The sequence below is a fragment of the Microbulbifer sp. TB1203 genome, assembly GCF_030997045.1.
In the GTDB taxonomy this organism is placed as follows: domain Bacteria; phylum Pseudomonadota; class Gammaproteobacteria; order Pseudomonadales; family Cellvibrionaceae; genus Microbulbifer.
Genome location: NZ_CP116899.1, coordinates 362,481 through 388,004, shown reverse-complemented (window position 1 = coordinate 388,004; position 25,524 = coordinate 362,481). Strand labels below are relative to the sequence as shown.

Annotated in this window: 21 protein-coding genes; 7 read left to right on the top strand and 14 right to left on the bottom strand. The window is 61.3% G+C overall.

The annotated features are described in order from the left end of the window. Window positions 1–57 precede the first annotated feature (57 nt). From PP263_RS01595 to PP263_RS01580, 4 genes are all read right to left on the bottom strand, one after another. Window positions 58–936 carry an aldo/keto reductase gene (locus tag PP263_RS01595; RefSeq protein ID WP_308366628.1) on the bottom strand — a complete coding sequence of 293 codons (879 nt, stop codon included), beginning with the start codon at window positions 934–936 and terminating at the stop codon, window positions 58–60. Between the two features lie 222 nt (window positions 937–1,158). Further along, window positions 1,159–2,457 (bottom strand): type II toxin-antitoxin system HipA family toxin, encoded by a 1,299-nt coding sequence (locus tag PP263_RS01590; RefSeq protein ID WP_308366627.1) that lies wholly within the window; start codon window positions 2,455–2,457, stop codon window positions 1,159–1,161. Between the two features lie 5 nt (window positions 2,458–2,462). Continuing rightward, the gene (locus PP263_RS01585) at window positions 2,463–2,804 is read right to left on the bottom strand and encodes a helix-turn-helix transcriptional regulator (protein WP_308366626.1); all 342 of its coding nucleotides are present in this window, start codon (window positions 2,802–2,804) and stop codon (window positions 2,463–2,465) included. A 17-nt stretch (window positions 2,805–2,821) separates the two neighbouring features. Further along, window positions 2,822–2,959, bottom strand: coding sequence for a hypothetical protein (locus PP263_RS01580; protein WP_308366625.1), 138 nt, complete (start codon window positions 2,957–2,959; stop codon window positions 2,822–2,824). A gap of 346 nt (window positions 2,960–3,305) precedes the next feature. Between PP263_RS01580 and PP263_RS01575 the strand changes: the two genes are divergently transcribed. The 6 genes from PP263_RS01575 (at window position 3,306) to PP263_RS01550 (ending at window position 10,955) form a co-directional block, all read left to right on the top strand. Beyond that, a complete protein-coding gene (locus PP263_RS01575) occupies window positions 3,306–4,349 on the top strand; it encodes an XdhC family protein (RefSeq protein ID WP_308366624.1) in 1,044 nt (347 codons plus the stop codon). Window positions 4,350–4,351: 2 nt separating this feature from the next. Further along, complete coding sequence (locus PP263_RS01570; protein ID WP_308366623.1) at window positions 4,352–4,936, top strand: nucleotidyltransferase family protein; 585 nt, start codon at window positions 4,352–4,354, stop codon at window positions 4,934–4,936. A 150-nt stretch (window positions 4,937–5,086) separates the two neighbouring features. Continuing rightward, window positions 5,087–5,587, top strand: coding sequence for a 2Fe-2S iron-sulfur cluster-binding protein (locus tag PP263_RS01565; RefSeq protein ID WP_308366622.1), 501 nt, complete (start codon window positions 5,087–5,089; stop codon window positions 5,585–5,587). Next, window positions 5,580–7,841 (top strand): molybdopterin cofactor-binding domain-containing protein, encoded by a 2,262-nt coding sequence (locus PP263_RS01560; RefSeq protein ID WP_308366621.1) that lies wholly within the window; start codon window positions 5,580–5,582, stop codon window positions 7,839–7,841. The genes PP263_RS01565 and PP263_RS01560 overlap by 8 nt, the downstream gene beginning before the upstream one ends. Window positions 7,842–7,919: 78 nt before the next feature. Then, window positions 7,920–9,491: a PQQ-dependent sugar dehydrogenase gene (locus PP263_RS01555; RefSeq protein ID WP_308366620.1), complete on the top strand. Its 1,572-nt coding sequence runs from the start codon at window positions 7,920–7,922 to the stop codon at window positions 9,489–9,491. 126 nt (window positions 9,492–9,617) lie between these two features. Next, window positions 9,618–10,955 (top strand): MFS transporter, encoded by a 1,338-nt coding sequence (locus tag PP263_RS01550; protein WP_308366619.1) that lies wholly within the window; start codon window positions 9,618–9,620, stop codon window positions 10,953–10,955. 33 nt (window positions 10,956–10,988) lie between these two features. On the opposite strand, the gene PP263_RS01545 is transcribed toward PP263_RS01550, so the two are convergent. Continuing rightward, window positions 10,989–11,312 carry a TfoX/Sxy family protein gene (locus tag PP263_RS01545; RefSeq protein ID WP_183455887.1) on the bottom strand — a complete coding sequence of 108 codons (324 nt, stop codon included), beginning with the start codon at window positions 11,310–11,312 and terminating at the stop codon, window positions 10,989–10,991. 467 nt (window positions 11,313–11,779) lie between these two features. Further along, window positions 11,780–15,646 (bottom strand): phosphoribosylformylglycinamidine synthase, encoded by a 3,867-nt coding sequence (purL, locus tag PP263_RS01540; RefSeq protein WP_308366618.1) that lies wholly within the window; start codon window positions 15,644–15,646, stop codon window positions 11,780–11,782. Window positions 15,647–16,003: 357 nt separating this feature from the next. Here purL and mltF point away from each other — a divergent pair, with 357 nt between their 5' ends. Next, window positions 16,004–17,485, top strand: a complete 1,482-nt coding sequence (mltF, locus tag PP263_RS01535; protein WP_308366617.1) for a membrane-bound lytic murein transglycosylase MltF — start codon at window positions 16,004–16,006, stop codon at window positions 17,483–17,485. A gap of 144 nt (window positions 17,486–17,629) precedes the next feature. On the opposite strand, the gene PP263_RS01530 is transcribed toward mltF, so the two are convergent. From PP263_RS01530 to sucC, 8 genes are all read right to left on the bottom strand, one after another. Further along, window positions 17,630–18,253: a TIGR04282 family arsenosugar biosynthesis glycosyltransferase gene (locus PP263_RS01530; RefSeq protein WP_308366616.1), complete on the bottom strand. Its 624-nt coding sequence runs from the start codon at window positions 18,251–18,253 to the stop codon at window positions 17,630–17,632. Further along, a complete protein-coding gene (locus PP263_RS01525) occupies window positions 18,246–18,920 on the bottom strand; it encodes a TIGR04283 family arsenosugar biosynthesis glycosyltransferase (RefSeq protein WP_308366615.1) in 675 nt (224 codons plus the stop codon). The genes PP263_RS01530 and PP263_RS01525 overlap by 8 nt, the downstream gene beginning before the upstream one ends. Then, window positions 18,920–20,395, bottom strand: a complete 1,476-nt coding sequence (locus PP263_RS01520; protein WP_308366614.1) for an FAD-dependent oxidoreductase — start codon at window positions 20,393–20,395, stop codon at window positions 18,920–18,922. Before PP263_RS01520 ends, PP263_RS01525 begins: the two co-directional genes overlap by 1 nt. Then, window positions 20,395–21,078 carry a TVP38/TMEM64 family protein gene (locus PP263_RS01515; RefSeq protein ID WP_308366613.1) on the bottom strand — a complete coding sequence of 228 codons (684 nt, stop codon included), beginning with the start codon at window positions 21,076–21,078 and terminating at the stop codon, window positions 20,395–20,397. Before PP263_RS01515 ends, PP263_RS01520 begins: the two co-directional genes overlap by 1 nt. Before the next feature lie 153 nt (window positions 21,079–21,231). Beyond that, window positions 21,232–22,179 (bottom strand): arsenosugar biosynthesis radical SAM (seleno)protein ArsS, encoded by a 948-nt coding sequence (gene arsS, locus PP263_RS01510; protein ID WP_308366612.1) that lies wholly within the window; start codon window positions 22,177–22,179, stop codon window positions 21,232–21,234. A 98-nt stretch (window positions 22,180–22,277) separates the two neighbouring features. Continuing rightward, complete coding sequence (mtnP, locus tag PP263_RS01505; RefSeq protein ID WP_308366611.1) at window positions 22,278–23,186, bottom strand: S-methyl-5'-thioadenosine phosphorylase; 909 nt, start codon at window positions 23,184–23,186, stop codon at window positions 22,278–22,280. Between the two features lie 209 nt (window positions 23,187–23,395). Next, the gene (gene sucD, locus PP263_RS01500) at window positions 23,396–24,268 is read right to left on the bottom strand and encodes a succinate--CoA ligase subunit alpha (protein ID WP_308366610.1); all 873 of its coding nucleotides are present in this window, start codon (window positions 24,266–24,268) and stop codon (window positions 23,396–23,398) included. Between the two features lie 2 nt (window positions 24,269–24,270). Beyond that, window positions 24,271–25,437 carry an ADP-forming succinate--CoA ligase subunit beta gene (sucC, locus tag PP263_RS01495; protein ID WP_308366609.1) on the bottom strand — a complete coding sequence of 389 codons (1,167 nt, stop codon included), beginning with the start codon at window positions 25,435–25,437 and terminating at the stop codon, window positions 24,271–24,273. Window positions 25,438–25,524: the final 87 nt, after the last annotated feature.

Genomic DNA, 25,524 nt, shown 5'->3' with positions numbered 1-25,524 from the left:
TATTTGGGTTCGGTTCACGAAGGGTATGCGGAGCTGGAGCTCCGCGGTCCCGGGGGGTCAGTTTGGTACCGGTACTTTTTTGTTGATCTCGTGGGCGACATCCGGATCCGCGCCGAAGCGGTGGTTGCAATTGAGGTTGTCGATCGTCTTGATTTCCTCTTCGCTCAGCTCGAAGTCGTAGAGGAGAAAATTTTTCCGAATGTGATCCAGGTTTTCCGCTTTTGGGATCGCGATGCGCTGTTGCTGGATATTCCACTTGAGGATAATCTGCCCCGCGGTCACACCGTGCTTCTGCGCCAATTGGACAATCGCCGGGTCCACGACGGGTCTTGCCGTGGCCGGTACGCCGCTCCAGCTGCCGGAGCCCAGCGGGGACCAGCAGACAACGGCGAGCTTGTGGAACTGGCAGTAGTCCACCATTTCCCGCTGGGTGAGATAGGGGTGCAGTTCTATCTGGTTGCAGGTGGGCCTGACGCGGGCGAAAGTGGCGATCTGCTCGATATCGGACTTGCGGAAATTCGACAGGCCAAGCGCCCGCACTTTCTTCTCGTCGTACAGTTCCTCCATCGCCTCCCAGGTTTCCCGGGTATAGGCCGGCATCGGCCAGTGGATCAGGTACAAGTCCAGGTAATCCAACTGCAACCGCTCCAGGCTGCGCTCGAAGGCAGCCGCCGTACCGCGACCCTGCTCCGTGTCCCACACCTTGCTGGTAATAAACAGCTCCTGGCGCGGAAGGCCGGAATCCCTGATGGCCCGGCCGAGGGCGCGCTCGTTGCCGTAGACGGAGGCGGTATCGAAGTGCCGATAGCCGATGGACATCGCCTTGAGGATGGTGTCGGTGACGTAGCTGTTGTCCTGCTGCCATTCGTCGATGGCGGCGGTGCCGAATCCCAATTGTGGAATCTCGACACCATTGTTCAGCGTTATTGTGGTCATATCGAATCCCGTTTTACGGATCTGCATGGAGCCTGGCGCCAGAGTCGGCGCCGTCGTCAAAGGTAATTGTGAAAGTCAGTGTAGGGCAGCGCCGGGGACAGCGGTAGGCATGTGAGCCGATAGACGCCATGGGATCGGAGAGAGAGGAATAGGCGGGCCTGTGGCCTTCAGCCCAATAACTGGAGCCTTCAGCGCCAATAAACAGTTCCGCGCTCCCCAGGGTTACAGTAGCTGACGGTGGTTTTCGGCAATTTGTCGGACAAAACTTTCCTTCACCCCTGCTCTTTCGGCAAATTCCGGCCAACGCGCCACCGCGGCGGCGACCTCCTCAATAATGTCCCGCGGTTTCTTGATACTGATGGACTCAGCCACTATGACCAGATCCTCCAGGGTGAACTGATCGCGCTTGCCATTGATGCTCATCTGGTGCTGGTTGGTCCAGCGGCCGCCGGGGTTATGCGCGTAGGTGAGGTCGAAGGCCGGGGACAGGGACCACTCGCCCCCGCGGTCCATCAGGAAGGCGATATTTTTGGTGTGATCGTCCTGGTTGCGCGCCAGCACGTTGAATACCAGGCGCCGGTACTGCTGGATGGCCTCACTTTTGGGCAGGCCCAGTTCACGCATGACCGCAAAGGCCTGCTCGTAGGAGTGGGCGCCGGCCTGATTGAAGTCCAGATGGGCGATACCGCACAGGGAGAGCATATGCAGCTTGTCCCCGTCCACACGGTCAAAGCGCCGGGTCATAAAGTGGGCGCGGCCGTTTTCCTCCAGCAGGCGGGATTCCATCATCCCGACCCCGGCGGCCTGCGCCATTTGATAGTAGGCGTACTCGATACGGCCGAAACCCTGGGATTCGCCCAGCTCGATATCGTCCACGCCGTCGAATTTCAGCAGCCAGTAGTCGTAGCCCGACGGTGCCGGCACCTGCCCCGAACGCACATCGCCGGCGGCGTTCATCGCGATCACCGCCTTGGCTCGGGCACCACCGGCACTGGTGCCCACGCGCAGGATATCCGCCAGGGCGCCGGCATTCCCGCTGTCGTCCGCGCCCAGGCGCGAGGCCAGGTGCTCCTGCCGGTGGGTGACGGACTGGGCCAGCTTTACCAGCTCGGCGATCTCCACCGGCGCCGACTCGCGAAAGCGGCCGTCCACCGCCGGCTCGAATTCCAGCGCTCCCATACCGCGGTGGCCGGTGTAGCAGAGCCGCTCGATGGGGCTGAAATCCCCCGGCGTGCGGCCCTGCCGCGCCAGCCAGGCGTCGATGATCGCGTTGCCGAATTTGTCCGGCAGGGAGTCCGCCAGCAGGCCCGGCAGCCCGCGATAGGTCTCCCGACTCAGGCTGGGAAAGGAAAACAGCCGGCTGCCGCTGTAAATGGACATCACCACGGGGGACAGGTCCAGCCCGCGCTGCACGAACTCCGGATCGTACTCAAATACGCCGTAGCCATTCGGGTGCCAGGAAACGGCACCCACCCGGTCGCCCCAGAGTTTGACGGTTGCCGTTTCGATACGCTCTACCATGGGGTTTACCAATCCGATTCAGGTTTCTTTTTACCGCGCGGTGCGGCCTGGGAAGTGCCGCTGGCGCGCTGTCTCGGCCTGCCCCGCCGCTCCGCCAGCTGCAGCGGGCTGATACCCGGGTCCGGCAGGAAGGACTCCAGCCCGTCCAACTGCCCGAGCTCCCGCAGCACCGCCACCAGGCTGTCCAGCCGCCCGCGGCCGGACTCCAGCCCCTTGATTGTGGACACGGAGAGGCCGGCCCGCTCCGCCAGCTGCTCCTGGGTGATATCCCGCCGCAGGCGGTGCCCGCGCAGGCGCTCGCCGAGGGTTTGAAGGATTTGTTGGTCAGACTTGCCGTGAAAACTCATAAGAGGTTGAAAATCATCTATTGATTTCTAATTTTATACACAAAAGCTGCTTTTACAACTATTAAATAAAGAATACCAATAGATTTAAAACCAGCTATCATGCGGGCAGAATCGAAATTGTAGCTGGATTTTAAACCATTAATAACACCTTTCATGTATTGATCTTCTGCCGCCGACAGAAAACAGGTTAGCCCTGCTGCCTGGCACTAAGAGCCTGTTTGGAGTCTCGCGCAAAATCCGCCAGGCCGGTATGGGTGCCTCTTTCAGGGACCGTATGAGGCATGGATGCCGATTACGAGTGTACAGGGACGTATTTAAGGGGGGCGCCCAGCCCGTGTCCCGGAAAGAGGCAAAGAGGCACCCATACCGGCCCCGCACGGAACGGGACGATATGAAGACTCCAAACAGGCTCTTAGTTAAGCGATACAGGGCGCCATGCAACGCCCATGCTATTGCGGTAGTATTTCCGCCACGCCAAACAATAACCACAGAGCGAGCCGTATGGCGAACCAGCTCCAAGCACTGCTCGAACTCTGGCACCGCCACAAAACTACCCGCAAATGGGTGCTGGGCACCGTCTACAAAACTTCCGGCCCCTGCTACCGCAAGGCCGGTGCCATGATGCTGTTCGACGAACTGGGCAAGCACTACGGCCTGCTCAGCGGCGGCTGCCTGGAAGCGGATATCCAGCGGCACGCCCAGCGGGTGCTCGGGTCCGGCCTGTCGAAAACACTCTGCTACGACGGCAGCGACGAAGACGACCTGTCTTTTCAACTGGGTATCGGCTGCGGCGGCACAGTGCATATTCTGTTGCAGCCGCTGCTCGCGGAAAACCAGTATCTGCAGCTGGAGCAATTGCGCAATCACCTGCTCCGGCGCCAGCCCTGCCACTATCGGCAAAAAATTCCCACGGCCGGTGAAACTGTGGCGCGAATCTCTTCTTCATGGGCAATCAATTTCACATCCAGAGCGGAATTGCTCCACCTCGACGACGGCGACTGGCTGCAGACACCGGTCGCCCCCTTGCCGCACATACTGCTGATGGGAGCCGGCGCAGACGCGCGCCCCATGGCACAACTGTTTCTCACCCAGGGCTGGCAGGTGAGCCTGTGCGATCCCCGCCCCGCCAATGGTCGCTCGGCCTATTTTCCCGGGTGCAACAGTTACCACTGTCATCCTGACGAGCTATCCACTCAACTGGACTTACAACAGGTCGATGCCGCCGTCGTGATGAATCACAATCTCGAACTGGATGCAGCGGCTCTGCGGACACTGTATTTGCAACCGCTGAAATACCTGGGCCTGCTCGGGCCCATCAGCCGCCGGGACAGGGTATTGCGGCTGGCCGGGCTGACCCTGGAGCAGTTGAATGCATCGCTGCCCGCGCCGTTGCGCGCACCCATCGGCCTGAACCTGGGCGGCGAACTGCCGGAGAGCATCGCACTGGCAACCTGCGCGGAGGTACACGCGGTGTTGCACGACGCCGATGGGCGCACACTGAGCCCCGGCCCCAAATTAACCATAAAAACAGACGCGCCGGCGTAGCCATGGCAAGGACCCAGCCAATTATTCTCGCCGCCGGTGCCTCGAACCGCTTCGGCCACTGCAAACTGCTGCTTAAACACCGGGGCAGGACACTGTTGCAACACTGTGCCGATACACTGGCACCGCTGGGTCTCCCGACGCCGCTTATCGTGACCGGCGCCTGGCACCGGCAACTTGTCGATGCCCACCCGCAGCTGGACCTGCGCGAAAATCGCGACTGGCAGTCGGGCATGGGCGGCTCGCTCGCTTTCGCTATTCGGCAGCTGCCGGCGAGCTGTGATGCGGCCCTGGTTTTACTGGCGGACCAGGTGGCGATCGACAGCACGGATATCCGGCGCCTGCTGGAGTGCTGGACAGAATATAAAACCATCGTTTGCAGTTTCTACGCGGATCGCAGGGGCGTGCCGGCCGTTTTTTCCAGGGAGTATTTCCCGCAGCTGGCGAAGTTGAACAGCGACCGCGGCGCGCGCGACCTGCTGCGCTCGGAACAGTACGCTATCACCGAAGTGCCGGTACCCAACGGCGCCATTGATATCGACACACAACAGGATTGGAAGACCTGGAGATTGTGCCGAGGGCCGCGATGATCGCGCCGGGATCTGTGCGCTCGGTGCATTTTTGCGGCGTATATGCATGCTCATTGCACGTATTAGCCGCAAAAATGCGCTGAGCGTGCAGAGATCAAGCGAGGGCGTGGCCCTCGGTACAATATCCAGGTCACACTACGGAGAAAGCCCATGCAAATAACAGTCAACGGCTCTGCCCATAAGGTTGAAGTGGAAGAGGATATGCCACTGCTCTGGGTGCTCAGGGACGAGCTCAAACTCACCGGCACCAAATTCGGCTGCGGCGGCGGCTTCTGCGGCGCCTGCACCATACACCTGGACGGCCAGCCGGTGCGCGCGTGCCTGACCCCGGTCAGTTTCGCCGAGGGCAAAAAGATCACCACCATCGAGGGACTTTCCGCAAATGGCGATCACCCGCTGCAGCTGGCCTGGATAGAGCACAACGTGCCCCAGTGCGGCTACTGCCAGAGCGGCCAGCTGATGTCCGCCGCCGCGCTGCTGCAACAGACCCCCAACCCCGACGACAAACAGATAGACCAGGCCATGACCGGCAACCTCTGTCGCTGCGGCACCTATCCGCGTATCAAGTCCGCAATCAGCGCCGCGGCCAAAATGAAAGCCGCGGCCAAAATAAAAAGTGCCGCGACTAAGGAGGGAAACGCCGATGTCTGATACCACAGTAAAAAATATCCACCGGCGCCGGTTTCTCAAACTCACCGGCCTCAGCGCCGGCGGCCTGGTGCTCGGCGCCAACCTGCCCGGCTGGCAACCCGCCTGGGCCGCGGGGCTGGATAAAAACAACGAGTTCAATTTGTTCGTCAGTATCGACAGCGACGATACCGTATCGATCGTCTGCCACCGTTCGGAAATGGGCCAGGGTATCCGCACCGGCCTGCCCCAGATAGTCGCCGACGAGTTGGAAGCGGACTGGCAGAAGGTGAAAGTGATCCAGGGCCTGGGTGACAAGCGCTACGGCGACCAGAATACCGACGGCTCGCGCAGTGTGCGCCGCTTCTACGACACCATGCGCCGCATGGGCGCCAGCGCCCGCACCATGCTGGAAAGGGCCGCGGCACAGCGATGGGAAGTGCCCGCCGGCGAGTGCCGGGCGGAAAATCACTCCGTCATCCACACCCCCAGCGGCCGACGCCTGAGCTTCGGCGAACTGGCCGAAGCCGCCGCCGGGCAGCCGGTGCCGGATGAAAAAGATCTCCGTTTGAAAAACAGCACGCAATTCAAATATATCGGCAAACCGGTCAATACCGTCGATACACCGGACATGGTCACGGGCCGGGCACGCTTCGGCCAGGATGTGTATTTCGACGATCTGCTGATTGCCAGTATCGAGCGCGCGCCGGTACTGGGCAGCAAGATCACCCGTATCGACGACAGCGCCGCGCGCAAGGTGAAGGGCGTGGTCGCCATCGCACAGCTGGACGGCGGCGCGGAACCGCCGCTGTTCAACCCCCTGAGCGGTGTGGCGGTGCTGGCGTACAATACCTGGACGGCACAAAAAGGACGCAAACTGCTGGATATTACCTGGAGCGAAACCGGCCACAGCCAGCACGACAGCGACGCCTACCTGGAAGAACTGAAACAGGCGGTACAGGAACCGGGCAAGACCATCATCAATCACGGCGACGTGGACACCGCGCTGGCGGGTGCCAGCCGCAGCCACAGCGCCACCTATACCGTGCCCTACTTGGCCCACGCCGCCATGGAACCGCTTGCCGCTACTGCACAGGTCAGCGAAGGCGCTTGCGAAGTCTGGGCCTGCGTGCAGGACCCGCAGTCGGTGCAGCAGAACGTGGCCAGTGCACTGGGATTGAAGCCGGAGCAGGTAAAAGTCAACGTTACCCTGCTCGGTGGCGCCTTCGGGCGCAAGTCCAAGCCGGATTTTGTCGTCGAGGCAGCATTGCTAGCGAGAAAAATGCAGCGGCCGGTAAAAGTGGTGTGGAGCCGCGAGGACGATATGCGCCACGACTACTACCACGCGGCCAGCGCGGCGCACTTCCAAGCCGGCTTCAACGGCGACGGCAAGGTAGAAAGCTGGCTGCAGCGCACCGCCTTCCCCTCCATCAGCGGCACTTTCCAGGCCGGCGTCGACCGCCCCTCCAATTCGGAACTGCGTCTGGGCCTAGCCGATATGCCCTTCGCCATTCCCAACCGCAGGACCGAGACCCAGCGCGCCGATTACCACACCCGTATCGGCTGGTTGAGGTCCGTCTCCAATATCCAGAATGCCTTCGGCGTGTGCAGCTTCGCCGATGAACTGGCCTATTCAGGCGGCCGGCGCCCGGACGAATTCCTGCTGGAACTTATAGGCTCGGACCGGCATATCAACCCCAGCCAGGGGGACTACAAGTACGACAACTACGGCGAGGACCTGGAAAAGTTTCCCGTGGATACCGCGCGCCTGAAACAGGTATTGCGGCGCGTGGCGGCGAAAGCGGATCTGAATATGCGCGGGGATCACGAAAAAAACGCGGGTGAAGGCTGGGGCATTGCCGTGCACCGCAGCTTCCTGTCCTATGTGGGCATCGCCAGCAAAGTGCAAGTGCGCGACGGCCAGCTCAAAATCCTGGAGATGCACTGCGCCGCCGATGTGGGCCTGGCGGTCAACCCGGATCGGGTGCGTTCGCAGATGGAAGGGGCGATGATTTTCGGCATGAGCCTGGCGCTGATGGGCGAGATAAAAATGCAGAACGGCGCGGTGGTGAACAGCAACTTCCACGACTACCCGCTGCTCCGTATGCACCAGTGCCCGCCGCTGTCGGTCGAGCTGATCGCCTCCGAAGAACCCCCCGCGGGCGTCGGCGAACCGGGCGTGCCGCCGGTAGCCCCGAGCATTACCAACGCGATTTTTGCCGCAAGCGGGCAACGGATTCGCGAGCTGCCGATTAACAAACACCTGAAGATCGGTTAACTTGCCGCATCCAATGATCGACCCGGCGCTGTCTATTGCCGGGTCAACGCCTCCCGTTGTCTGTGAGTTTTCAGCTTTATGGATTTATGCAGTAAATGGATTATCGGCCTGTTGTTCGGCCTTTGCGCAACTGCCAGTACCGCCAATTACCAACCTTTGCCCGAAACCTGCGACGGCCTGCCCAAGCTTCCGGTCGGCACCGCGCCCGGCACCTGCCTGGGTCTTATGGTCAGCGCGGAAAGCGGCGCCGCCTTTATCAAACCCCGCAAGGCTCTCGAAATTCCAGACGGCAACCGGATTCTGGTTACGGATATGGGCGGCTGGGGTGCCGGCAAGGGGATTCTGTGGCTGCTGGAGTTTGAAGACAACCGCTACCGCAACCTGCGCAAAGCCAGCAGGCTCGCCACCGGCCTGAACCTGCCCCACGACATCAAATCCGGCCCGGGAGGTTATTTCTACCTGGGCGAAGCCGACAGGATCGTGCGTTTTCAACTTGAGGGGGACCGGATAACTGCGCAGGAAACGGTGATCGAAGGACTGCCGTTTGCACCCGGTAAGCACCTGCACCCCCTGACCAGCTTCGTATTCCTGCCCGACAACGATCTGCTGGTAAATGCCGGCTCGAAAAGCGACGATTGCGGACTCACCAGAGACCGCCCACAGTGTAATGAAATCGATTCCGTCGGTCTCAGGCGCTACCACTACCTGAGCGAAGAGCAGCGCTGGGACAGCAATTTCGAGCTCTACGCCAGCGGGCTGCGCAATTCCATGGCGCTGGTGGTGCACCCGAGCGGCACCATTTTACAGGGGGAAAACAGCACCGACCGGAAAGATGCCGAGGAGCCCTACGAGGAAATCAATATTATTCGCGAGGGCGGCTTCTACGGCTGGCCCTATTGCTTCAACCGCAAACTGGATACCGGCTTTATTCCCGACGGCTGCTCGCAGGCCGACTATATCGAGCCCTACAGCCTGATGCCGCCCCACGTGGCGCCGCTGGACATGATTTATTACAGCGGCGATCGACTGCCCATTCCCAAGGGCAGCCTGCTGATGAGCTGGCATGGATACCGGGTTATCGGCCACCGGCTGGTCAGCTATCCGACCACCGCGGAGGGTCTCCCAATTTTGGATAAAAATCCTGTTTTCAACCGCGATCCTATTCCGCCGGCCCGGGATTTCTCCCGGCATACCTTTTCCCCGCGAGGGGGCTCCGCGGGAGACGCGCAGCACAGGGAGATCGTCAGCCACTGGAACCCGGTCCAGGGACTGAGACCGGAAGGCGCGCCGGTGGGTCTGCTGCAGCTGAAGGACGGCTCCCTGCTCATCGTCGACGACAAAAACAAGGCGCTGCTGCGCCTTTCCAACGGTGAGGCCTATCGGGAGCACGGGCGGAAATACCAAACCGCGGATATCGACGGTATCCGCTTTGAAGGCGGCACCAGGCACCTGCTGCTGGAGCACTGCTCCGGTTGCCACACGGAGCTGAGCGGCAATCCCGGCGAGCTGCTGAACCGGCAGAGCGGCTGGCTGCGGGAGGAGGACGGCAGGACCCTGCTCGAACACCGGCTCACGGCCCCTTCCGGATTTATGCCGCCCACAGGGAGGCTGGCGGAAAACGAGATAGGAACCATCTTGCAGGCCCTGTAGCCAGTTGTTGAAAAATAACGGTTCCACTCCTCGTCGATGTCCGATTTACACAAGTCTCCACCGGAAAAGAGGAATAAGCTGTCGGGATAACGAAATCACTCCCGCCCCTCCGGACAAGAGGTGAATATGGAAGTTCTATCGCCCCGCAACACCGGTGCCGCACTGGTGGCGAATATTATCGACAGGGGTTCCATCAGCGCCCAGCAGTTGACCGTTATCGCTCTCTGCCTACTCTGCAATATGCTCGACGGTTTCGATATCACCGCCATGGCCGTGGCGGTAAACGCGATCGGCGGGGAGCTGTCGCTAAGGGAGGACAAGCTGGGGCTGCTATTCAGTTTTGCCCTGGCGGGGATGATGCTGGGAGCCATGTTCCTGGCGTCGGCTTCCGATGTGATCGGGCGCCGCAAGGTGATGATCGCCAGTATGGCGGCGATCGGAAGCAGCGTATTGCTGACCGGCTATGCCGACAACCTATGGCAACTGATAGGGCTGCGTTTCCTCAGCGGGCTGGGTGCGGGAGCCATGCTGGCGAGCCAGGCGGCTCTGGCCTCCGAGTACAGTTCGGTAAAATTCCGGGCCCTGTCGGTGGCCGCGGTAACCGCCGGCTATCCACTGGGCGCGATGGCCACCGGACTGGTAGCCGGTGAACTGTTGCCCGAGTATGGATGGCGAAGCCTCTTTGTGCTCGGGGGCACTATTACCCTGGCGATGGCACTGTTCGTTTACTGGCTGATCCCGGAATCCCTGCAGTTCCTGCTTGAAAAACGCCCGCCCGGGGCGTTGGTACAGATAAACAAAATCCTGCTCCGGCTCGGGCGCGAGCCCCTCAAAGAACTTCCCCTGATCAGTGCCGGGCGCAGCGGTGAAAGCAGTGGTGTCCTTGCCAATATGCTGGCGTTGTTGAACCCCGCCAATCGCCGCACGACGTTGAACCTCTGGCTCACCTTTTTCGTGTGCTTTTGCACGCTCTATTTCCTGATGAGCTGGATTCCCAAAATGGTGATCAATGCGGGGCTGCCGGAACAGACCGGCAACTATGCCTTTTCCCTGTTCAATATGGGCGGCGTATTGGGAATTTTTCTACTGGGGAGCCTGGCAACCCGATGGAAGCTGACCGGTCTGGTGAGCTTCTTTCTCATCTCCGCTGCTACAGGCATGATCATTTTTGCCCTGGCGCCCAGGGACGAAAGCCTGCTGCTGGCGTTGATCTTTTTGATCGGGCTGATGCAACAAGGCGGTTTTTGCGGGCTCTATGCCGTGGCGGCCAAGGTCTACCCCACAGGGATACGCAGTACCGGCGTCGGCTGGGCGGTCGGCCTGGGGCGGTTTGGCGCGGTGATCGGACCGGCGGTTGCCGGGGTGACCATCGCCTCCGGGGTCAGTATGGCGGGGAATTTCTATCTCTTTGCAGTGCCGATGTTGCTGGGCGGAGTCCTCGCCTACAGGTTGCAGGTCGAATAGCCCGGCCGGGACAAATTCTCCTCCTCCCGAAAATTATTTCGGCGGCAGAGAACCGGCAAACTCCACCCCGCGATTGACCCATTCGTCCAGGGCTGCTGCAATCGCATCCTCTTCCACATACACCATGCCTTTAAGCGGCCGGCCGGTGAAGTCCATCGGCCTGGTGTAGCGCTGCTCCAGGGCATCCTGGTAGTTGTCCGGACCCACTCGCACCATCAGTTCCTCACCCACTACGCCGCAGGCCATATTGCCGTTCAACATAAATGCCAGGCCGCCGAACATCTGCTTTTCCGTGAGGCCGTCGTTTCTCTGCAACAGTTCGCGCACTTTTTCTGCCAGGGTTTTGTTGTAAGCCATCGCAATCTCCTTAACGGGTTCTTGTTGGATACGAAATGACCGGGAATGGATGCGTGCAGCGCTTCAATACCGTCACTGCAGCGGATGGGAAATGGTTGGATAGGCTAGAAATAGGTACCTGCACCATACGCAAAAAATTATTGTGGATAACTTTTTTAGTGTAGCAGGAAATATGGGAATTGCCCGGCAGGCAGGGGAGAGATGCGATTGTAGGAGCGGCGGGGCGGCCATCCGACATGCCCGCGACAAATTTGTCTGGGCCGAAGGCTCCGCGAATACCTGGAGCGGCCGGAGCCAAATTTGGACGCCGAAGGCGCCCGTAGGGTGAGCGCCATGGACAAATCCGTCGGGAACGGATTTGAGCAGCTTTAGCTGGCCGAAGGCCGAGGCACATGGATGCGCCGAGCTATCACGCGAGTCAACGATGTTGATCGCGGGCATGGCCCGCTCCTACAACAACAAAATTATCAATCCACAAAAACCCGTGCATTGCGGAACAGGCGCATCCAGCCGGAATCCTCGTCCCAATCGTCCGGGTGCCAGCTGTTGCTGACCGCGCGGGCGACCCGCTCCGGGTGCGGCATCATGATGGTCACGCGGCCGTCTTCGGAGCACAGCGAGGTGATGCCGTTGACCGAACCGTTGGGATTGGCCGGATAGGTTTCGGTGATCTCGCGATTATTGTTCAGGTAGCGCATGGCGATGGTGCCGGACTGCTCACAGGTTTCCAACGCCTCCCGATCGGCGAATTCCACCCGGCCTTCTCCGTGGGCGACCGCCACCGGCATGTAAGAGCCAGCCATACCCTTGAACAGCACCGAGGGTGTCTCCTCGATGCCCACCAGCGCGAAGCGCGCCTCGTACTGTTCGGACAGGTTGCGCACAAACCGCGGCCAGTGATCGGCGCCGGGGATCAGCTCCTTGATCACCGAGAACATCTGGCAACCGTTGCACACCCCCAGGCTGAAGGTGTCTCCGCGTTCGAAGAACGCCTGGAACTGGTCCCGCGCGCGGGGGTTGAACAGGATGGTCTTGGCCCAGCCCTCGCCGGCGCCGAGCACGTCGCCGTAGGAGAAGCCTCCACAGCCCACCAGCCCCTTGAAGTCGTCCAGGGCCACGCGGCCGGCGAGGATATCGCTCATATGCACGTCCACCGCGGCGAAGCCGGCGCGGTGGAAGGCGTGGGCCATCTCCACCTGGCTGTTGACCCCCTGCTCCCGCAGTATCGCCACCTTGGGCCGGGACACCTTGCTGATGTAAGGCGCGCTGACGTCCTCGTTGAGGTCATAGCTCAGGTTCACCGACAGGCCCGGATCTTCCTTGGCTATGGCGGCGAATTCCTGCGCCGCGCAGTCGGCGTTGTCGCGCAGCGCCTGGATGCGGTAGCTGGTCTCGGACCAGATCTGCTGCAGTTCGGCGCGGGAACGGCCGAAGATCTGCACACCTTCGCGGGTGATGCACAGGTGCTCGTTGTCGTTCAGGAAGCCGATCTGGTGCGCCGGGATACCTCGTTCGCCGAAGGTCTTCACCAGCATCCTTGCATCGCAAGCGGGCACTTGCAGTACGACACCCAGTTCTTCGCTGAACAGCGCGGCGATTGGGTCCTCGCCCAGCTCATAGAGCTCCACATCCATACCAATGCGGCCGGCAAACATCATTTCCGCCAGGGCAACGAAAAGGCCGCCGTCGGAGCGGTCGTGGTAGGCGATGATCTTCTCTTCCCGCAGGGCCTCCTGCACCACCTCGAAAAAGCCTTTCAGGCGTTTCGGATCGTCCAGGTCCGCCGGGGTACTGCCCAGTTGGTTGTACACCTGCGCCAGGCAGGAGCCACCGAGGCGGTTTTTGCCCGCGCCCAGGTCCACCAGGACCAGTTCGCTCTCGCCCTTGTCGCGGCGCAGTTGCGGTGTCGCCACCTTGCGCACGTCGGTGACCGGGGTGAACGCGGAGATGATCAGCGACAGCGGCGCGGTTACCGCCTTGTCCTCGCCCTCGTCGTTCCAGGCGGTGCGCATGGACATGGAGTCCTTGCCCACCGGAATGGTAATGCCCAATTCCGGGCAGAGTTCCATGCCGACCGCCTCCACCGTGCGGTAGAGCTTTTCCTCCTCGCCCGGGTGGCCGGCGGCACACATCCAGTTCGCGGACAGTTTAACGTCGGACAACTGGCCGATCGGCGCGCAGGCGATATTGGTGATCGCCTCGCCCACCGCCAGGCGGCCGGAGGCCGGCGCATCCAGCAGCGCCACCGGGGTGCGTTCGCCCATGGCCATGGCCTCGCCGGCGTAGCTGTCGTAGGCCACGGTGGTCACCGCGCAGTCCGCCACCGGTACCTGCCAGGGGCCCACCATCTGGTCGCGGGAAACCGTGCCGGTTACGGTGCGGTCGCCGATAGTGATCAGGAAGCTCTTGCTGGCCACCGCCGGCAGGCGCAGCACCCGCTCGACGGCCTCGTTCAGGTCGATGCCCTCGGTCACAAACACTTCCGTTTCCACTTCCCTTTTTTTGGCGGTGCGGTGCATACGCGGCGGCTTGCCGAACAGCACTGACATGGGCAGGTCCACCGGTTTGGCGTCAAATTCCTTGTCATTCAGCCGCAGGTGCTTTTCTTCCGTGGCCTCTCCCACCACCGCGAAGGGACAGCGCTCCCGCTCGCAGATTTTCTCGAAGCGCTCCAAGTCCTTCGGCATCACCGCCAGCACGTAGCGCTCCTGGGATTCGTTACACCAGATTTCCAGCGGGCTCATGCCCGGCTCGTCGCAGGGCACGTTTCTGATTTCAAAGTTGCCGCCGGTGCCGCCGTCCTTCACCAGCTCCGGGAAGGCGTTGGACAGGCCGCCGGCACCCACATCGTGGATAAAGGCGATGGGGTTTTTGTCTCCCAACTGCCAGCACTGGTCGATCACCTCCTGGCAGCGGCGCTCGATTTCCGGGTTCTGGCGCTGCACCGAGGCGAAATCCAGGTCCTCAGAGCTGGTACCGCTGGCCATACTGGAGGCGGCGCCGCCGCCGAGGCCGATCAGCATCGCCGGGCCGCCGAGCACCACCAGCTTGGCCCCGGGCTTGAACTCCGGTTTCTCAATATGCTCTTCGCGGATATTGCCGTAGCCGCCGGCGATCATGATCGGCTTGTGGTAGCCGCGGCGCTCGCCGCCGAAATCCTCTTCGAAGGTACGGAAGTAACCACAGATGTTTGGGCGGCCGAACTCGTTGTTGAAAGCAGCGCCACCGATAGGGCCCTCGATCATAATGTCCAGCGCGGTGACGATGCGCTCCGGCTTGCCGTAATCCACTTCCCAGGGCTGCTCGTAGCCGGGGATCTGCAGGTTGGACACAGTAAAGCCGGTCAGGCCCACCTTGGGCTTGGAGCCGCGGCCCACGGCGCCCTCGTCGCGGATCTCGCCGCCGGCGCCGGTGCCGGCGCCCGGGAATGGCGCGATCGCAGTCGGATGGTTGTGGGTTTCCACCTTCATCAGCAGATGGATCGGCTCCCGGCTGAAACCGTACTCGCGGGTTTCCGGGTCCGGGTAGAAGCGGCCCGCCTCGCTGCCCACCACCACCGCGGCGTTGTCCGCGTAGGCGGACAGCACATTGTCACCGCCCTTCTGGTAGGTATTCTTGATCATGCTGAACAGCGAGCGCTCCTGGTCCTCGCCGTCGATGGTCCAGGTGGCGTTGAATATCTTGTGGCGGCAGTGCTCGGAGTTCGCCTGGGCGAACATCATCAGCTCCACGTCGGTGGGGTTGCGTTCCAGCTCCTGGAAGCTGGTGAGCAGGTAGTCGATCTCATCCTCCGCCAACGCCAGGCCCAGGGTCACGTTGGCGTCTTCCAACGCTTCCCGGCCGCCGTCGAGCAGGTTGACACTGGTCAGCTGGCGCGGCTTTTCCTCGCGAAACAGCTGTCCGGCCGCGTCGAAATCCGTCAGTACCGCCTCCACCATGCGGTCGTGCAGCAGTATCGCCAACTCGCCCCGTTCAGCTTCTGTTAATTCGACGCCGCTAATGTAGTAGGCGATACCGCGCTCCAGGCGATGGATCTGTGTAAGGCCTGCGTTGTGGGCGATATCGGTGGCCTTGGAGGACCAGGGCGAAATGGTGCCCGGGCGCGGCACCACTAAAAGCAGTTCGCCCTCGGGCTTGTGCTTTTCCTCGGTGGGGCCGTACTGCAGCAGCCGCTCCAGCAGCGCCTGCTCCTTCCCGTTCAGCTTTTTGCTGTCGGCGAAGTGGACGAACTCAGCGTAAACCTCACCGATCGCCGGTTGCAGGGCGCGCAGTTGGTTGAGCAGTTTTTGATGGCGGAATTTCGACAGTGCGGGAGCACCACGCAGAACTAGCATCGCGGGAGTTTGCCTCTTGTCTGAATTGGGGAAGCCGCGGCAGAAGATTGCACAGCGCCCCGGGATTGGAGAGGGCGCAATTTTACAGAAGTCGGGGCACAGAAGACAGACAAGCGTCCAACCGGATTGGCGCTCGATGCCACAAACTCCTGCCGGCGAAGCCCTTTACTACAATTACAGCATTGCCGCAAGTTGGCAGATCACAAAGCAAAAAACAGCGATTGGGCAATTCGTCACCTTATGGGGTAAAATTGGCAGACTTTGCCGGGACCGACTCAGGATGAGCGCACCGGCAGTTGGCCCGCGATGCAGGCATAACAGCGAATATAAAAGCTAAGGGAGTAGAGGGACCATCTTATGATCATGAAAAGCCGCATGTTGCGCTACAGCTGCCGCCTGGCGAAGGTCCTGGTGCTGGCCTGCTGTGCCCCCCTGCTGGTGGCCAGCAAGGCACCGGACACGCTGGAGCGCATCAAGACCTCCGGCAAACTGGTCGTGCTCTCACAAAACGGTCCCACCACCTACTACGAAGACGCCAGCGGCGCCCACACCGGTTTCGAGTATGGCATGCTGGAAGCCTTTGCCGACGAATTGGGCGTCAAATTAGTTATTCGCGATGTCCACGACCTGAACCAGATGTTCGCGCGCCTGGAAAACCCGGAAGAAGGCGCCCACCTGGCGGCCGCCGGACTCACCGTCACTCCCCAGCGCCGCGAGCAGGTGCGCTTCACCCCCTCCTATTTCGAGATCCGCCAGCAGGTCATCTATCGCCTGGGTGAAGACCGTCCGCGCAAAGTAAGTGATCTGGAAGAGAAAAAAGTCGCGGTCATCGCCGGCAGTGCCCACGCCGAGGAGATGCGTAAACTATCCCGGCGCTACCCGGGTCTGGTGTGGGAGGAAATCTCCGACGTCGACGCCATGGAACTGGTGGAGATGGTCAATGAAGGCAAATTTCACTACGCAGTGGTGGATTCCAACGCCTACGCAGTGCACCGCGGCCTCTACCCCAACACTCATGTTGCCTTCAACCTCACCCAATTCCAGCCCGTTGCCTGGGCTTTCCCCAACAGTGACGACGACAGCCTCTACCACGCCGCGCGTCTGTTTATGCTGCGCGCAAACACCAATGGGCTGGTGGCGGAGCTGCGCGAACAGTTCTTCGGCCACGTGAGCAAGCTGAATCCCGGTGGCGCCCAGGCCTTTGCCAAGAGCAGCCGCAAGCGCCTGCCCCGCTGGCGCGAAACCATGCAGGAAGTAGCGGAGAAATACGACCTCGACTGGCACCTGCTGGCGGCACTCAGCTATCAGGAGTCCCACTGGAACCCCCGCGCCAAATCCCCCACCGGTGTGCGCGGCCTGATGATGTTGACCCGCAACACCGCCCGCGAACTGGGCGTCAACCGCCTGGACCCGGCGGAGAGCATCGAGGGCGGCGCCCGCTACTTTATCAAGGTGCGCGACAAGATCCCCGAGCGCATCCGCGAACCGGACCGCACCTGGATGGCCCTGGCCGCCTACAACGTGGGCTATGGCCACCTGGAGGACGCGCGGATTCTCACGGAAAAAATGGGCGGCAATCCGGACCGCTGGGCCGATGTGCGCGACCAACTGCCGCTGCTGGCCAAGCGCCAGTACTACAAGCACACCAAACACGGCTACGCCCGCGGCTGGGAGCCGGTGACCTACGTGCAGAATATCCGCCATTACCAGGCCCTGCTGACCTGGAGCAGCCGCATCGAGGAACAGCGTATCGCCGCGGCCAATGACGAATCCGCGGAGGCACTGGCGGATAGCAGCGTCCCCGTGGCCGAGACTGCCGGTGCGGTTCCGGCGCTCTGATGGACCAACGGCACTCAGAACCCTCTCCCCTGTAGGAGCGGGCCATGCCCGCGACAAATTTGTCTGGGCCGAAGGCGCCCGAAGGGGGAGTCCCAGGGATGGTGCGAATCGCGAACCACCGCTGATCGCGGGCATGGCCCGCTCCTACAAATAAGCTTCCTTCCAGCCTTCAGGCAAATAATCCAGGTCCGCCGGCTCATCGATATCCGCCAGCGTCTCCAGCCACTCGCAACGCATATTGCACTGCACCATCCGTTTCCCCGTCTGCCGGGCAACCACCTCCGTGCTCCAGGAGATACCCTCAAACAGTGACGCCTCCACCCGGTTCAGGCCCAGCAACGCGTAACCGCCGTCGCGGGTGGGATAAATCACCGCATCGGACCTTTCCAGTGCAAACGCCGCCGTCTTCAGGTGTTCGGCGGTAAGCTGCGGGCAGTCGGTGCCCAGCAGCAACACCGACTCGCCGTTACCGGCGGCGCGGTTTGCGGCGCGCAGCAGCCTTTGTCCCAGGTCGCCGCCACCCTGGCTGGAAAGCGTCATATTTTCCGGCAGGGAGAAATTTTTCCAGTATGCATCGTCACAATCGGGGGTGACACATAGCTCCACAGGGCCCAGTTGCGCGCGCGCGCACAAATCCAGCGTATGCCGCAGCATTTTCCCTGCCAGTTGCGCCGCCCCCTCCGCACCCAGCTCCGGAATCAGGCGGGTTTTCGCCAGCCCCGGCAACGGCGCCTTGGCGAAAATGATCAGCCGCAAGGACTTATTCATAACGGCGCGCGAGGGTTTCCGCGGGCACTCCGCGCCAATAGGCGAAGCGCAGCCGCCACATCAACAATACCGTGCGCAGCACGCCGCGGGACTGCCAACGGCGCCCGGAGGTGGAAACCGGAACGCCGATACAGGCGGGGCGGGAAATTTTCAACAGGCGCCGACTCAACTCGATATCTTCCATTAATGGCTGTTCGGGAAAACCGCCGAGCTGCCCGAACTTTCGGCGGCGCAAGAAAATGGCCTGGTCTCCAGTGGCGATGCCACTGAGGCGCGAGCGCCAGTTGATCAGAGTGGCGATCAATGGAAACCAGAAGCTGCGCCCGGCAATGCGCACATCAAACCGACCCCAGCAGTATTTTTCCGCGAGCGCGCCTTCGATCAGTTCCAGCGCGTTTGCCGGCAGCTGCGTATCACCGTGCAGAAACAACAGTATTTCCCCGCGAGCCGCGGCGGCGCCACAGTTCATCTGCAGCGCCCTGCCCCGCGGCGATACCAGGACGCGCAGGCCGGCATCGCGCGCCAGCTGCGCGGTGCCATCCCCGCTGCCGCCGTCCACCAGGATAACCTCGCAGTCGTGCCGCCGTTGCCACGGCTGCAGTTGCTCCGCCAGATCCGCGATCAGATTTCGTTCGTTGAGCAATGGAACAACAATACTCAGCCGCATCACCCTCGTCTCCAACGGTGAAAGCGCTCAAGCCATTTCAGTATCTTTTCCGGCGCGTGCGCCCGCTTCCAGTTGCCGGCAGCGAACTTGTTGGCCTCGGCCATGGTGGGGTAGATATGAATGGTGCCGAGCAGCTTATTCAGGCCCAGGCCGTGCTTCATGGCCAGTATGAATTCGGCGATCAGTTCGGCGGCGCTCTCACCGACAATGGTTACGCCGAGAATTTTGTCTCGCCCGGGCTCTGTGAGCACTTTTACAAAACCGCGGTCGGCGCCGTCGACAATGGCCCGGTCCAGGTCATCCAGTCCGTAGCGGGTTACAGTAACGGGAATATTTTTATCTTTGGCATCCTGTTCGGTGAGACCCACACTGGCCACTTCCGGGTCCACAAAAACCGCGCGGGGCACCAGTGAGTAGTCCACGCGGAACTTCTTGATATCGCCAAACAAACCGTTGACCGCCGCGTACCAGGCTTGGTGCGCGGCCATATGGGTGAACTGGTAGGGGCCCACCAGATCGCCGGCGACAAGAATATGGGGGTAGCGGGTGCGCAGGTAACCGTCGGCCTGCAGTTTGCCGTCGTCGAGGATGCCCAGCTCCTCCAGCCCGTAATTTTGCAATCGCGGCCTGCGCCCCAGGGCGCAGAGCAACTGGTCGAACTCTACGGTTTCTTCGCCCCCCTCGTGGCCGAGGCGCGCGCGCCTGGTATTGCTCGCCGCATCCAGTTCACAGGCGATCGCCTTGTGGCCCACCAGCACGCGAACACCCTCCTCGCGCAGGCATCGCTCCACCACTTCGGAGGCCTCGCGGTCTTCCCGCGGCAGCAGGCGCGGAGCCATTTCCACCAGGGTAACCTGGGAGCCCAGCCGCGCAAACGCCTGGGCCAGTTCGCAGCCCACGGCGCCGCCGCCGAGCACCAGCAGCCTTTGCGGAATTTCCTCCCGCTGGGAAAAGCTGTCCCACAGGGTTTCGCTGGTGACATATCCTACCTCTTCCAACCCCGGCAGCGGCGGCACAAAGGGCTCGGCGCCGGTGGCGAGAATAATGGCGCGGGCGGTCAGGGTCTGTTCGCCGCCATCGTTCAAAGCGATGCTGACTGTCCAGGGATTCACAAGCTGTGCGCGCCCCCGCAGCACTTCCACCCCGAGATCGGTGTAGCGCTCCACGCTGTCGTGGGGTTCGATGCGGGCAATCGACTCCTGCACCCGCCGCATCACCGCGGGAAAATCGATGTCCGGTTCGCCCACCCGAAGCCCGAACTGGCCCGCCCGACGAATCTGCCGGGCCACCCGCGCACTCATGATCAGTGCCTTGCTGGGCACACAGCCGGTGTTCAGGCAGTCACCACCCATCTTGCCGGCTTCGATCAGGGTGACCTTGGCCTTTACTGCCGCGGCGATATAGGCGCTGACCAGCCCCGCCGCGCCGGCGCCGATCACGATCAGGTTGCGGTCGAATTTTCCCGGCTTTTTCATTAGTGACTGGCTCTGTAGCGCTTGATCCAGCTTAGTACCCACTTGGCCAACAGTGGAAACAAGCCCAACAGTACAAAAGACAATAGCAGCCCCGGCGACAATATATCGCCGACGCTTTTCATTTTGCCCAGCTGGGTGCCCGCATTGACGTACACCACCGTGGCCGCCAGCATACCCAGCTGGCTGACCCAGTAGAAAGTCCAGGTTTTGATGCGGGTCAGCCCCATGAGGATATTGATCAGGAAAAACGGAAATACCGGCACCAGGCGCAGGGCGAACAGGTAAAAGGCCCCATCCCGTTCCATACCGCTATTCACCTTCCGCAGGCGCCGGGCGAAACGGCTCTGCACCCAGTCGCGCAGCAGAAAGCGGGATACCAGGAAAGCCAGTGTAGCGCCGATACTGGACGCAAAAGAGACGATCAGTATTCCCCACCACAAGCCGAACAGCGCGCCGGCGGCGAGTGTCATGATCGCCGCTCCCGGCAGCGACAGGCCGGCGACCAGAATATAAAACAACATGAACAACAGGCCCACCAGAATCGGAGAAGCCCGTCGCCACTGTTCAAATTCCTCCTGCCACGTCTTCAGCTTTTCCAGGGTCAACCAGTGATGTAAATCAAAAAAGAAGAAGGCCAGTACCAGGGCAAGCAGAACAGCTATTAATAAAATTTTTTTGTTCATACAAACCCAGCTATTGGTTGTAGGAGCCTGCTTGCAGGCGACCAAATCGCCTGGAGCGATTTGGCGCAGCGAAGCTGCCCGAAGGGCCGAGCACAGGGATGTGCTCGGTAAATGACTACGGAGCTCCGTTCTTGTTCGCCTGCAAGCAGGCTCCTACAGGGCTCCACCACAGCTGCTGCCCTGCCCCGCGGTGCAGCCGAAGCAGTGATCGGCCACGCGAATCGGCGTGTTGTGCATATCCCCCTGCAATAAATCCCGCAGGTGCAGGCGCCCCGGCACCTCGATGCCCAGCTGCTGGTTGAAATCGCAGTCGTACAGGTTGCCCTGCCAATCCACGCTGACCAGGCTGCGGCACATAACACCATCGAGGTTGTCTGCGCTGTAGTTATCTTTGAGCAGCCGCATATAGTCGGCAAACTGGCCCTTGGATACCAGGGTGGAACCGAAGCGTTTGATGGGCATATTGGCCAGGGCGAAAAGCTGATTAAAAACGATGCCGAAATGCGCGGACAGCTCGCGGCGGTAATCCGCTTCCAGCGCCTTCTGGTCCGGCGGCAGGAAAGGCCCAAGGGGATTGTAGACCAAGTTGAGGAGCAGTCCGCTGCCCGGTTTTCCATAACCCAGGGTGTTGAGTTTTTGCAACGCGGCGATGCTCTTGTCGAAAACGCCTTTGCCCCGCTGCTTGTCCACGTTGTCCAGTGAATAACACGGTAGCGAGGCCACTACTTCCACTTTGTTTTCCGCGAGAAACTCCGCCAGGTTTTCCTGGCCCGGTTCGAACAGGATGGTCAGGTTGCAGCGGTCCATCACATGTACGTCCTGTGCCCGCGCGGACCGCACCAGATCGCGGAACCCTTCGTGCAGCTCCGGCGCGCCGCCGGTGATATCCAGGTTGAAAATTTTGCGGGCACGCAGCACTTCGGGAATCAGCGCCAGGTTCTCCGCACTCATCATTTCCCTGCGTGTGGGCCCGGCGTTGACATGGCAGTGCACGCAGGTCTGGTTACAGCGGTAGCCGATATTGACCTGTAGCGTGTCGATTTTCTCGCGGCGGATCGGCGGAAAATCAGAGACTTCCAATAGCGGCAGGGTTTCGTGCATATCTCTCAGTTCTGTAGGATGGGCAAAGCGCAGCGTGCCCATCGTTGTCCGGTTGATGGGCACGCTGCGCTTTGCCCATCCTACGGCTGGAAGCTCTATCAGACTTCCGCTTCTTCCACAGACTCTGTCGCAGTCAGCAGCGGTTTTATTACACGGGCCTTATCCTCCGGCATGACTTCCAGCGGTGTCACCAGGCCGCTGGTCAGCGCGGTATGCGCCGGGGACCGGGGTTTCTCCTCCCCCAGCAGTCGAATCGCCTCTGCGGCGATCCGCTGGGCGCGCGCGGCGTTCTGCTGCAGGTTGGCGATGGCCACTTCCGCGGTCACCGCGGCTTCCCGCGGGTGCCAGCAGTCATAGTCGGTTGCCATGGCCAGGGTGGCGTAGGCGATCTGTGCCTCCCGCGCCAGTTTGGCCTCGGGCATGTTGGTCATGCCGATCACCGAGGCGCCCATACTGCGATACCAGTGGGATTCCGCCCGGGAGGAAAACTGCGGGCCCTCAATACACACATAGCTGCCGCCGCGGTGCAATGTCGGCTGATCGCCCTGAGTGCTCTCCCCCTGAGTAAGACTGAAGGCGCGGGCGAGGCGGTCGGAGACTTCCGGGCATACCGGATCGGCCATGGATACGTGGGCCACTGCGCCGCCGCCGAAAAAGGTGTTATCCCGCTTGCGGGTCAGGTCGATAAACTGGTCCGGAAGCAGCATATCCAACGGCCGCACTTCCTCGCGCAATGAGCCGACTGCGGATAGGGAGAGGATATAGCGCACACCCAGTTGACGCAGTGCGTGGATATTGGCCCGATAGGGAACCTCGGAGGGAATCAGGCGGTGGCCGCGGCCGTGGCGGGCGAGGAAGGCAACCGTCACGCCGAGCAGCTCGCCGGTGACAATGGCGTCGGAGGGGGAACCGAAGGGGGTTTCAATCCAATGCTCGCTGGTATTGCTCAGTTCCTCCATCTGGTAGAGGCCGCTGCCGCCGATTACGCCGATGAGTGCCCGGGCCATGGTCGCTCCTTATCTGCTTGTTTCCGCGCAGTATAGGAGTGACTGTGGGGGATGTATATTGTTCGGCAGATGCCTGGTTGGCCCGTAAGAAAAAAGGCCGCCTCTGGTGAGGCGGCCTTTTCGATTCCTTGTAGGAGCGGCCCATGGCCGCGATCAATCTCTCAGTGAACGGAAAGTCCGATCGCGGCCATGGGCCGCTCCTACAGGCATTACCAGCCCGCAGCTTCCTTCAGCGCATTGCCGATCTCGGCCAGGGAGCGCACGGTTTTCACACCGGCATCTTCCAGCGCGGCGAATTTCTCGTCCGCGGTGCCCTTGCCGCCGGAGATGATCGCACCGGCGTGGCCCATGCGCTTTCCGGGAGGCGCGGTGACGCCGGCGATGTAAGAAACCACCGGCTTGGTGACGTTTTCCTTGATGTAGGCCGCCGCCTCTTCTTCCGCGGTGCCGCCGATTTCGCCGATCATGACGATGGCTTCGGTCTGCGGGTCGTTCTGGAACATTTCCAGGATGTCGATGAAGTTGGAACCCGGAATCGGGTCGCCGCCGATGCCCACGCAGGTGGACTGGCCGAAGCCGTGGTCAGTGGTCTGCTTCACCGCTTCGTAGGTCAGGGTACCGGAGCGGGAGACGATGCCCACTTTACCCGGCTTGTGGATATGGCCCGGCATAATGCCGATCTTGCACTCGCCGGGAGTGATCACGCCCGGGCAGTTCGGGCCGATCAGGCGCACGCCCAGCTCGTCGCACTTCACTTTCGCGTCCAACATGTCCAGGGTCGGGATACCCTCGGTGATGCACACGATCAGCTTGATACCGCCGTTGGCCGCTTCCAGGATGGAATCCTTACAGAAGGGGGCCGGTACGTAGATCACGGAGGCTTCCGCACCGGTGGCTTCAACCGCTTCTTTCACGGTGTTGAAAACCGGCAGACCCAGGTGTTCCTGGCCGCCTTTGCCCGGGGTCACACCACCGACCATTTTGGTGCCGTATGCGATCGCCTGCTCGGAGTGGAAAGTGCCCTGAGAGCCGGTGAAGCCCTGGCAGATCACTTTGGTGTCTTTGTTAATCAGTACTGACATGATTATTTACCCTCCGCCGCTTTAACCACTTGCTGAGCCGCGTCGGTCAGGCTGGTGGCCGCGATAATGTTCAGGCCGCTGTCCGCCAGGACCTTGGCGCCCAGCTCGGCGTTGTTACCTTCCAGGCGCACGACAACCGGAATCTTAACGCCCACTTCTTCCACTGCGCCGATCACGCCTTCCGCGATCAGGTCGCAGCGCACGATACCGCCGAAGATATTGATCAGTACCGCTTTGACGTTTTCGTCAGACAGGATGATCTTGAAGGCTTCGACCACGCGCTCTTTGGTCGCACCGCCGCCAACATCGAGGAAGTTGGCCGGCTTGCCGCCGTGCAGGTTGACGATGTCCATGGTGCCCATGGCCAGGCCGGCGCCATTCACCATGCAGCCGATATTGCCGTCCAGCGCGACGTAGTTGAGTTCCCACTTGGCCGCGTGCGCTTCGCGCGCATCTTCCTGGGAGGGATCGTGCATTTCGCGCAGGTCCGGGTGGCGGTACAGGGCGTTGCCGTCGATCACAACCTTGGCGTCCAGGCAGTGCAGGTTGCCCTGGGGAGTGATAACCAGCGGGTTGATTTCCAGCAGGGCCAGGTCCTTTTCCTTGAACATCTTCGCCAGGCCCAGGAAGATCTTGGTGAACTGCTTGATCTGGTCGCCCTGCAGGCCCAGTTTGAAAGCCAGCTCGCGCGCCTGGTAAGGCTGGGCGCCCACCAGCGGGTCGACGGTGGCCTTGAGAATTTTTTCCGGGGTCTCTTCCGCAACCTTCTCGATTTCCACGCCGCCTTCGGTGGAGGCCATGAAAACGATGCGACGGGTGGAGCGATCCACTACCGCGCCCAGGTACAGCTCCTGGTCGATATCGGTGCAGCTCTCAACGAGGATGCGGGAAACCGGCTGGCCGTTTTCGTCCGTCTGGTAGGTAACCAGGTTGTTGCCCAGCCACTTCTGGGCGAATTCTTCAATCTCCGCCTTGGAATCCACCAGCTTTACACCGCCGGCCTTGCCGCGGCCACCGGCGTGCACCTGGGCCTTCACCACCCACTTGTCGCCACCGATTTCGTCTGCTGCCGCTGCTGCCGCTGCCGGGGTTTCCGCTGCAATGCCTTTGGAAACCGGCAATCCGTATTCCGCAAACAGTTGTTTGCCCTGATACTCATGCAAGTTCATAGTTAATACCAATTCACTTTTGAAAATTTAGAGGTGGGGGATTCCCCCCTCTCCCCCGACCCCTCGCCCCTAAGGGAGAGGGGGGAG

Coding starts and splice junctions, on each gene's coding strand:
- PP263_RS01595 (WP_308366628.1), bottom strand. CDS start 936: ATGACCACAATAACGCTGAACAATGGTGTCGAGATTCCACAATTGGGA.
- PP263_RS01590 (WP_308366627.1), bottom strand. CDS start 2,457: ATGGTAGAGCGTATCGAAACGGCAACCGTCAAACTCTGGGGCGACCGG.
- PP263_RS01585 (WP_308366626.1), bottom strand. CDS start 2,804: ATGAGTTTTCACGGCAAGTCTGACCAACAAATCCTTCAAACCCTCGGC.
- PP263_RS01580 (WP_308366625.1), bottom strand. CDS start 2,959: ATGAAAGGTGTTATTAATGGTTTAAAATCCAGCTACAATTTCGATTCT.
- PP263_RS01575 (WP_308366624.1), top strand. CDS start 3,306: ATGGCGAACCAGCTCCAAGCACTGCTCGAACTCTGGCACCGCCACAAA.
- PP263_RS01570 (WP_308366623.1), top strand. CDS start 4,352: ATGGCAAGGACCCAGCCAATTATTCTCGCCGCCGGTGCCTCGAACCGC.
- PP263_RS01565 (WP_308366622.1), top strand. CDS start 5,087: ATGCAAATAACAGTCAACGGCTCTGCCCATAAGGTTGAAGTGGAAGAG.
- PP263_RS01560 (WP_308366621.1), top strand. CDS start 5,580: ATGTCTGATACCACAGTAAAAAATATCCACCGGCGCCGGTTTCTCAAA.
- PP263_RS01555 (WP_308366620.1), top strand. CDS start 7,920: ATGGATTTATGCAGTAAATGGATTATCGGCCTGTTGTTCGGCCTTTGC.
- PP263_RS01550 (WP_308366619.1), top strand. CDS start 9,618: ATGGAAGTTCTATCGCCCCGCAACACCGGTGCCGCACTGGTGGCGAAT.
- PP263_RS01545 (WP_183455887.1), bottom strand. CDS start 11,312: ATGGCTTACAACAAAACCCTGGCAGAAAAAGTGCGCGAACTGTTGCAG.
- purL (WP_308366618.1), bottom strand. CDS start 15,646: ATGCTAGTTCTGCGTGGTGCTCCCGCACTGTCGAAATTCCGCCATCAA.
- mltF (WP_308366617.1), top strand. CDS start 16,004: ATGATCATGAAAAGCCGCATGTTGCGCTACAGCTGCCGCCTGGCGAAG.
- PP263_RS01530 (WP_308366616.1), bottom strand. CDS start 18,253: ATGAATAAGTCCTTGCGGCTGATCATTTTCGCCAAGGCGCCGTTGCCG.
- PP263_RS01525 (WP_308366615.1), bottom strand. CDS start 18,920: ATGCGGCTGAGTATTGTTGTTCCATTGCTCAACGAACGAAATCTGATC.
- PP263_RS01520 (WP_308366614.1), bottom strand. CDS start 20,395: ATGAAAAAGCCGGGAAAATTCGACCGCAACCTGATCGTGATCGGCGCC.
- PP263_RS01515 (WP_308366613.1), bottom strand. CDS start 21,078: ATGAACAAAAAAATTTTATTAATAGCTGTTCTGCTTGCCCTGGTACTG.
- arsS (WP_308366612.1), bottom strand. CDS start 22,179: ATGCACGAAACCCTGCCGCTATTGGAAGTCTCTGATTTTCCGCCGATC.
- mtnP (WP_308366611.1), bottom strand. CDS start 23,186: ATGGCCCGGGCACTCATCGGCGTAATCGGCGGCAGCGGCCTCTACCAG.
- sucD (WP_308366610.1), bottom strand. CDS start 24,268: ATGTCAGTACTGATTAACAAAGACACCAAAGTGATCTGCCAGGGCTTC.
- sucC (WP_308366609.1), bottom strand. CDS start 25,437: ATGAACTTGCATGAGTATCAGGGCAAACAACTGTTTGCGGAATACGGA.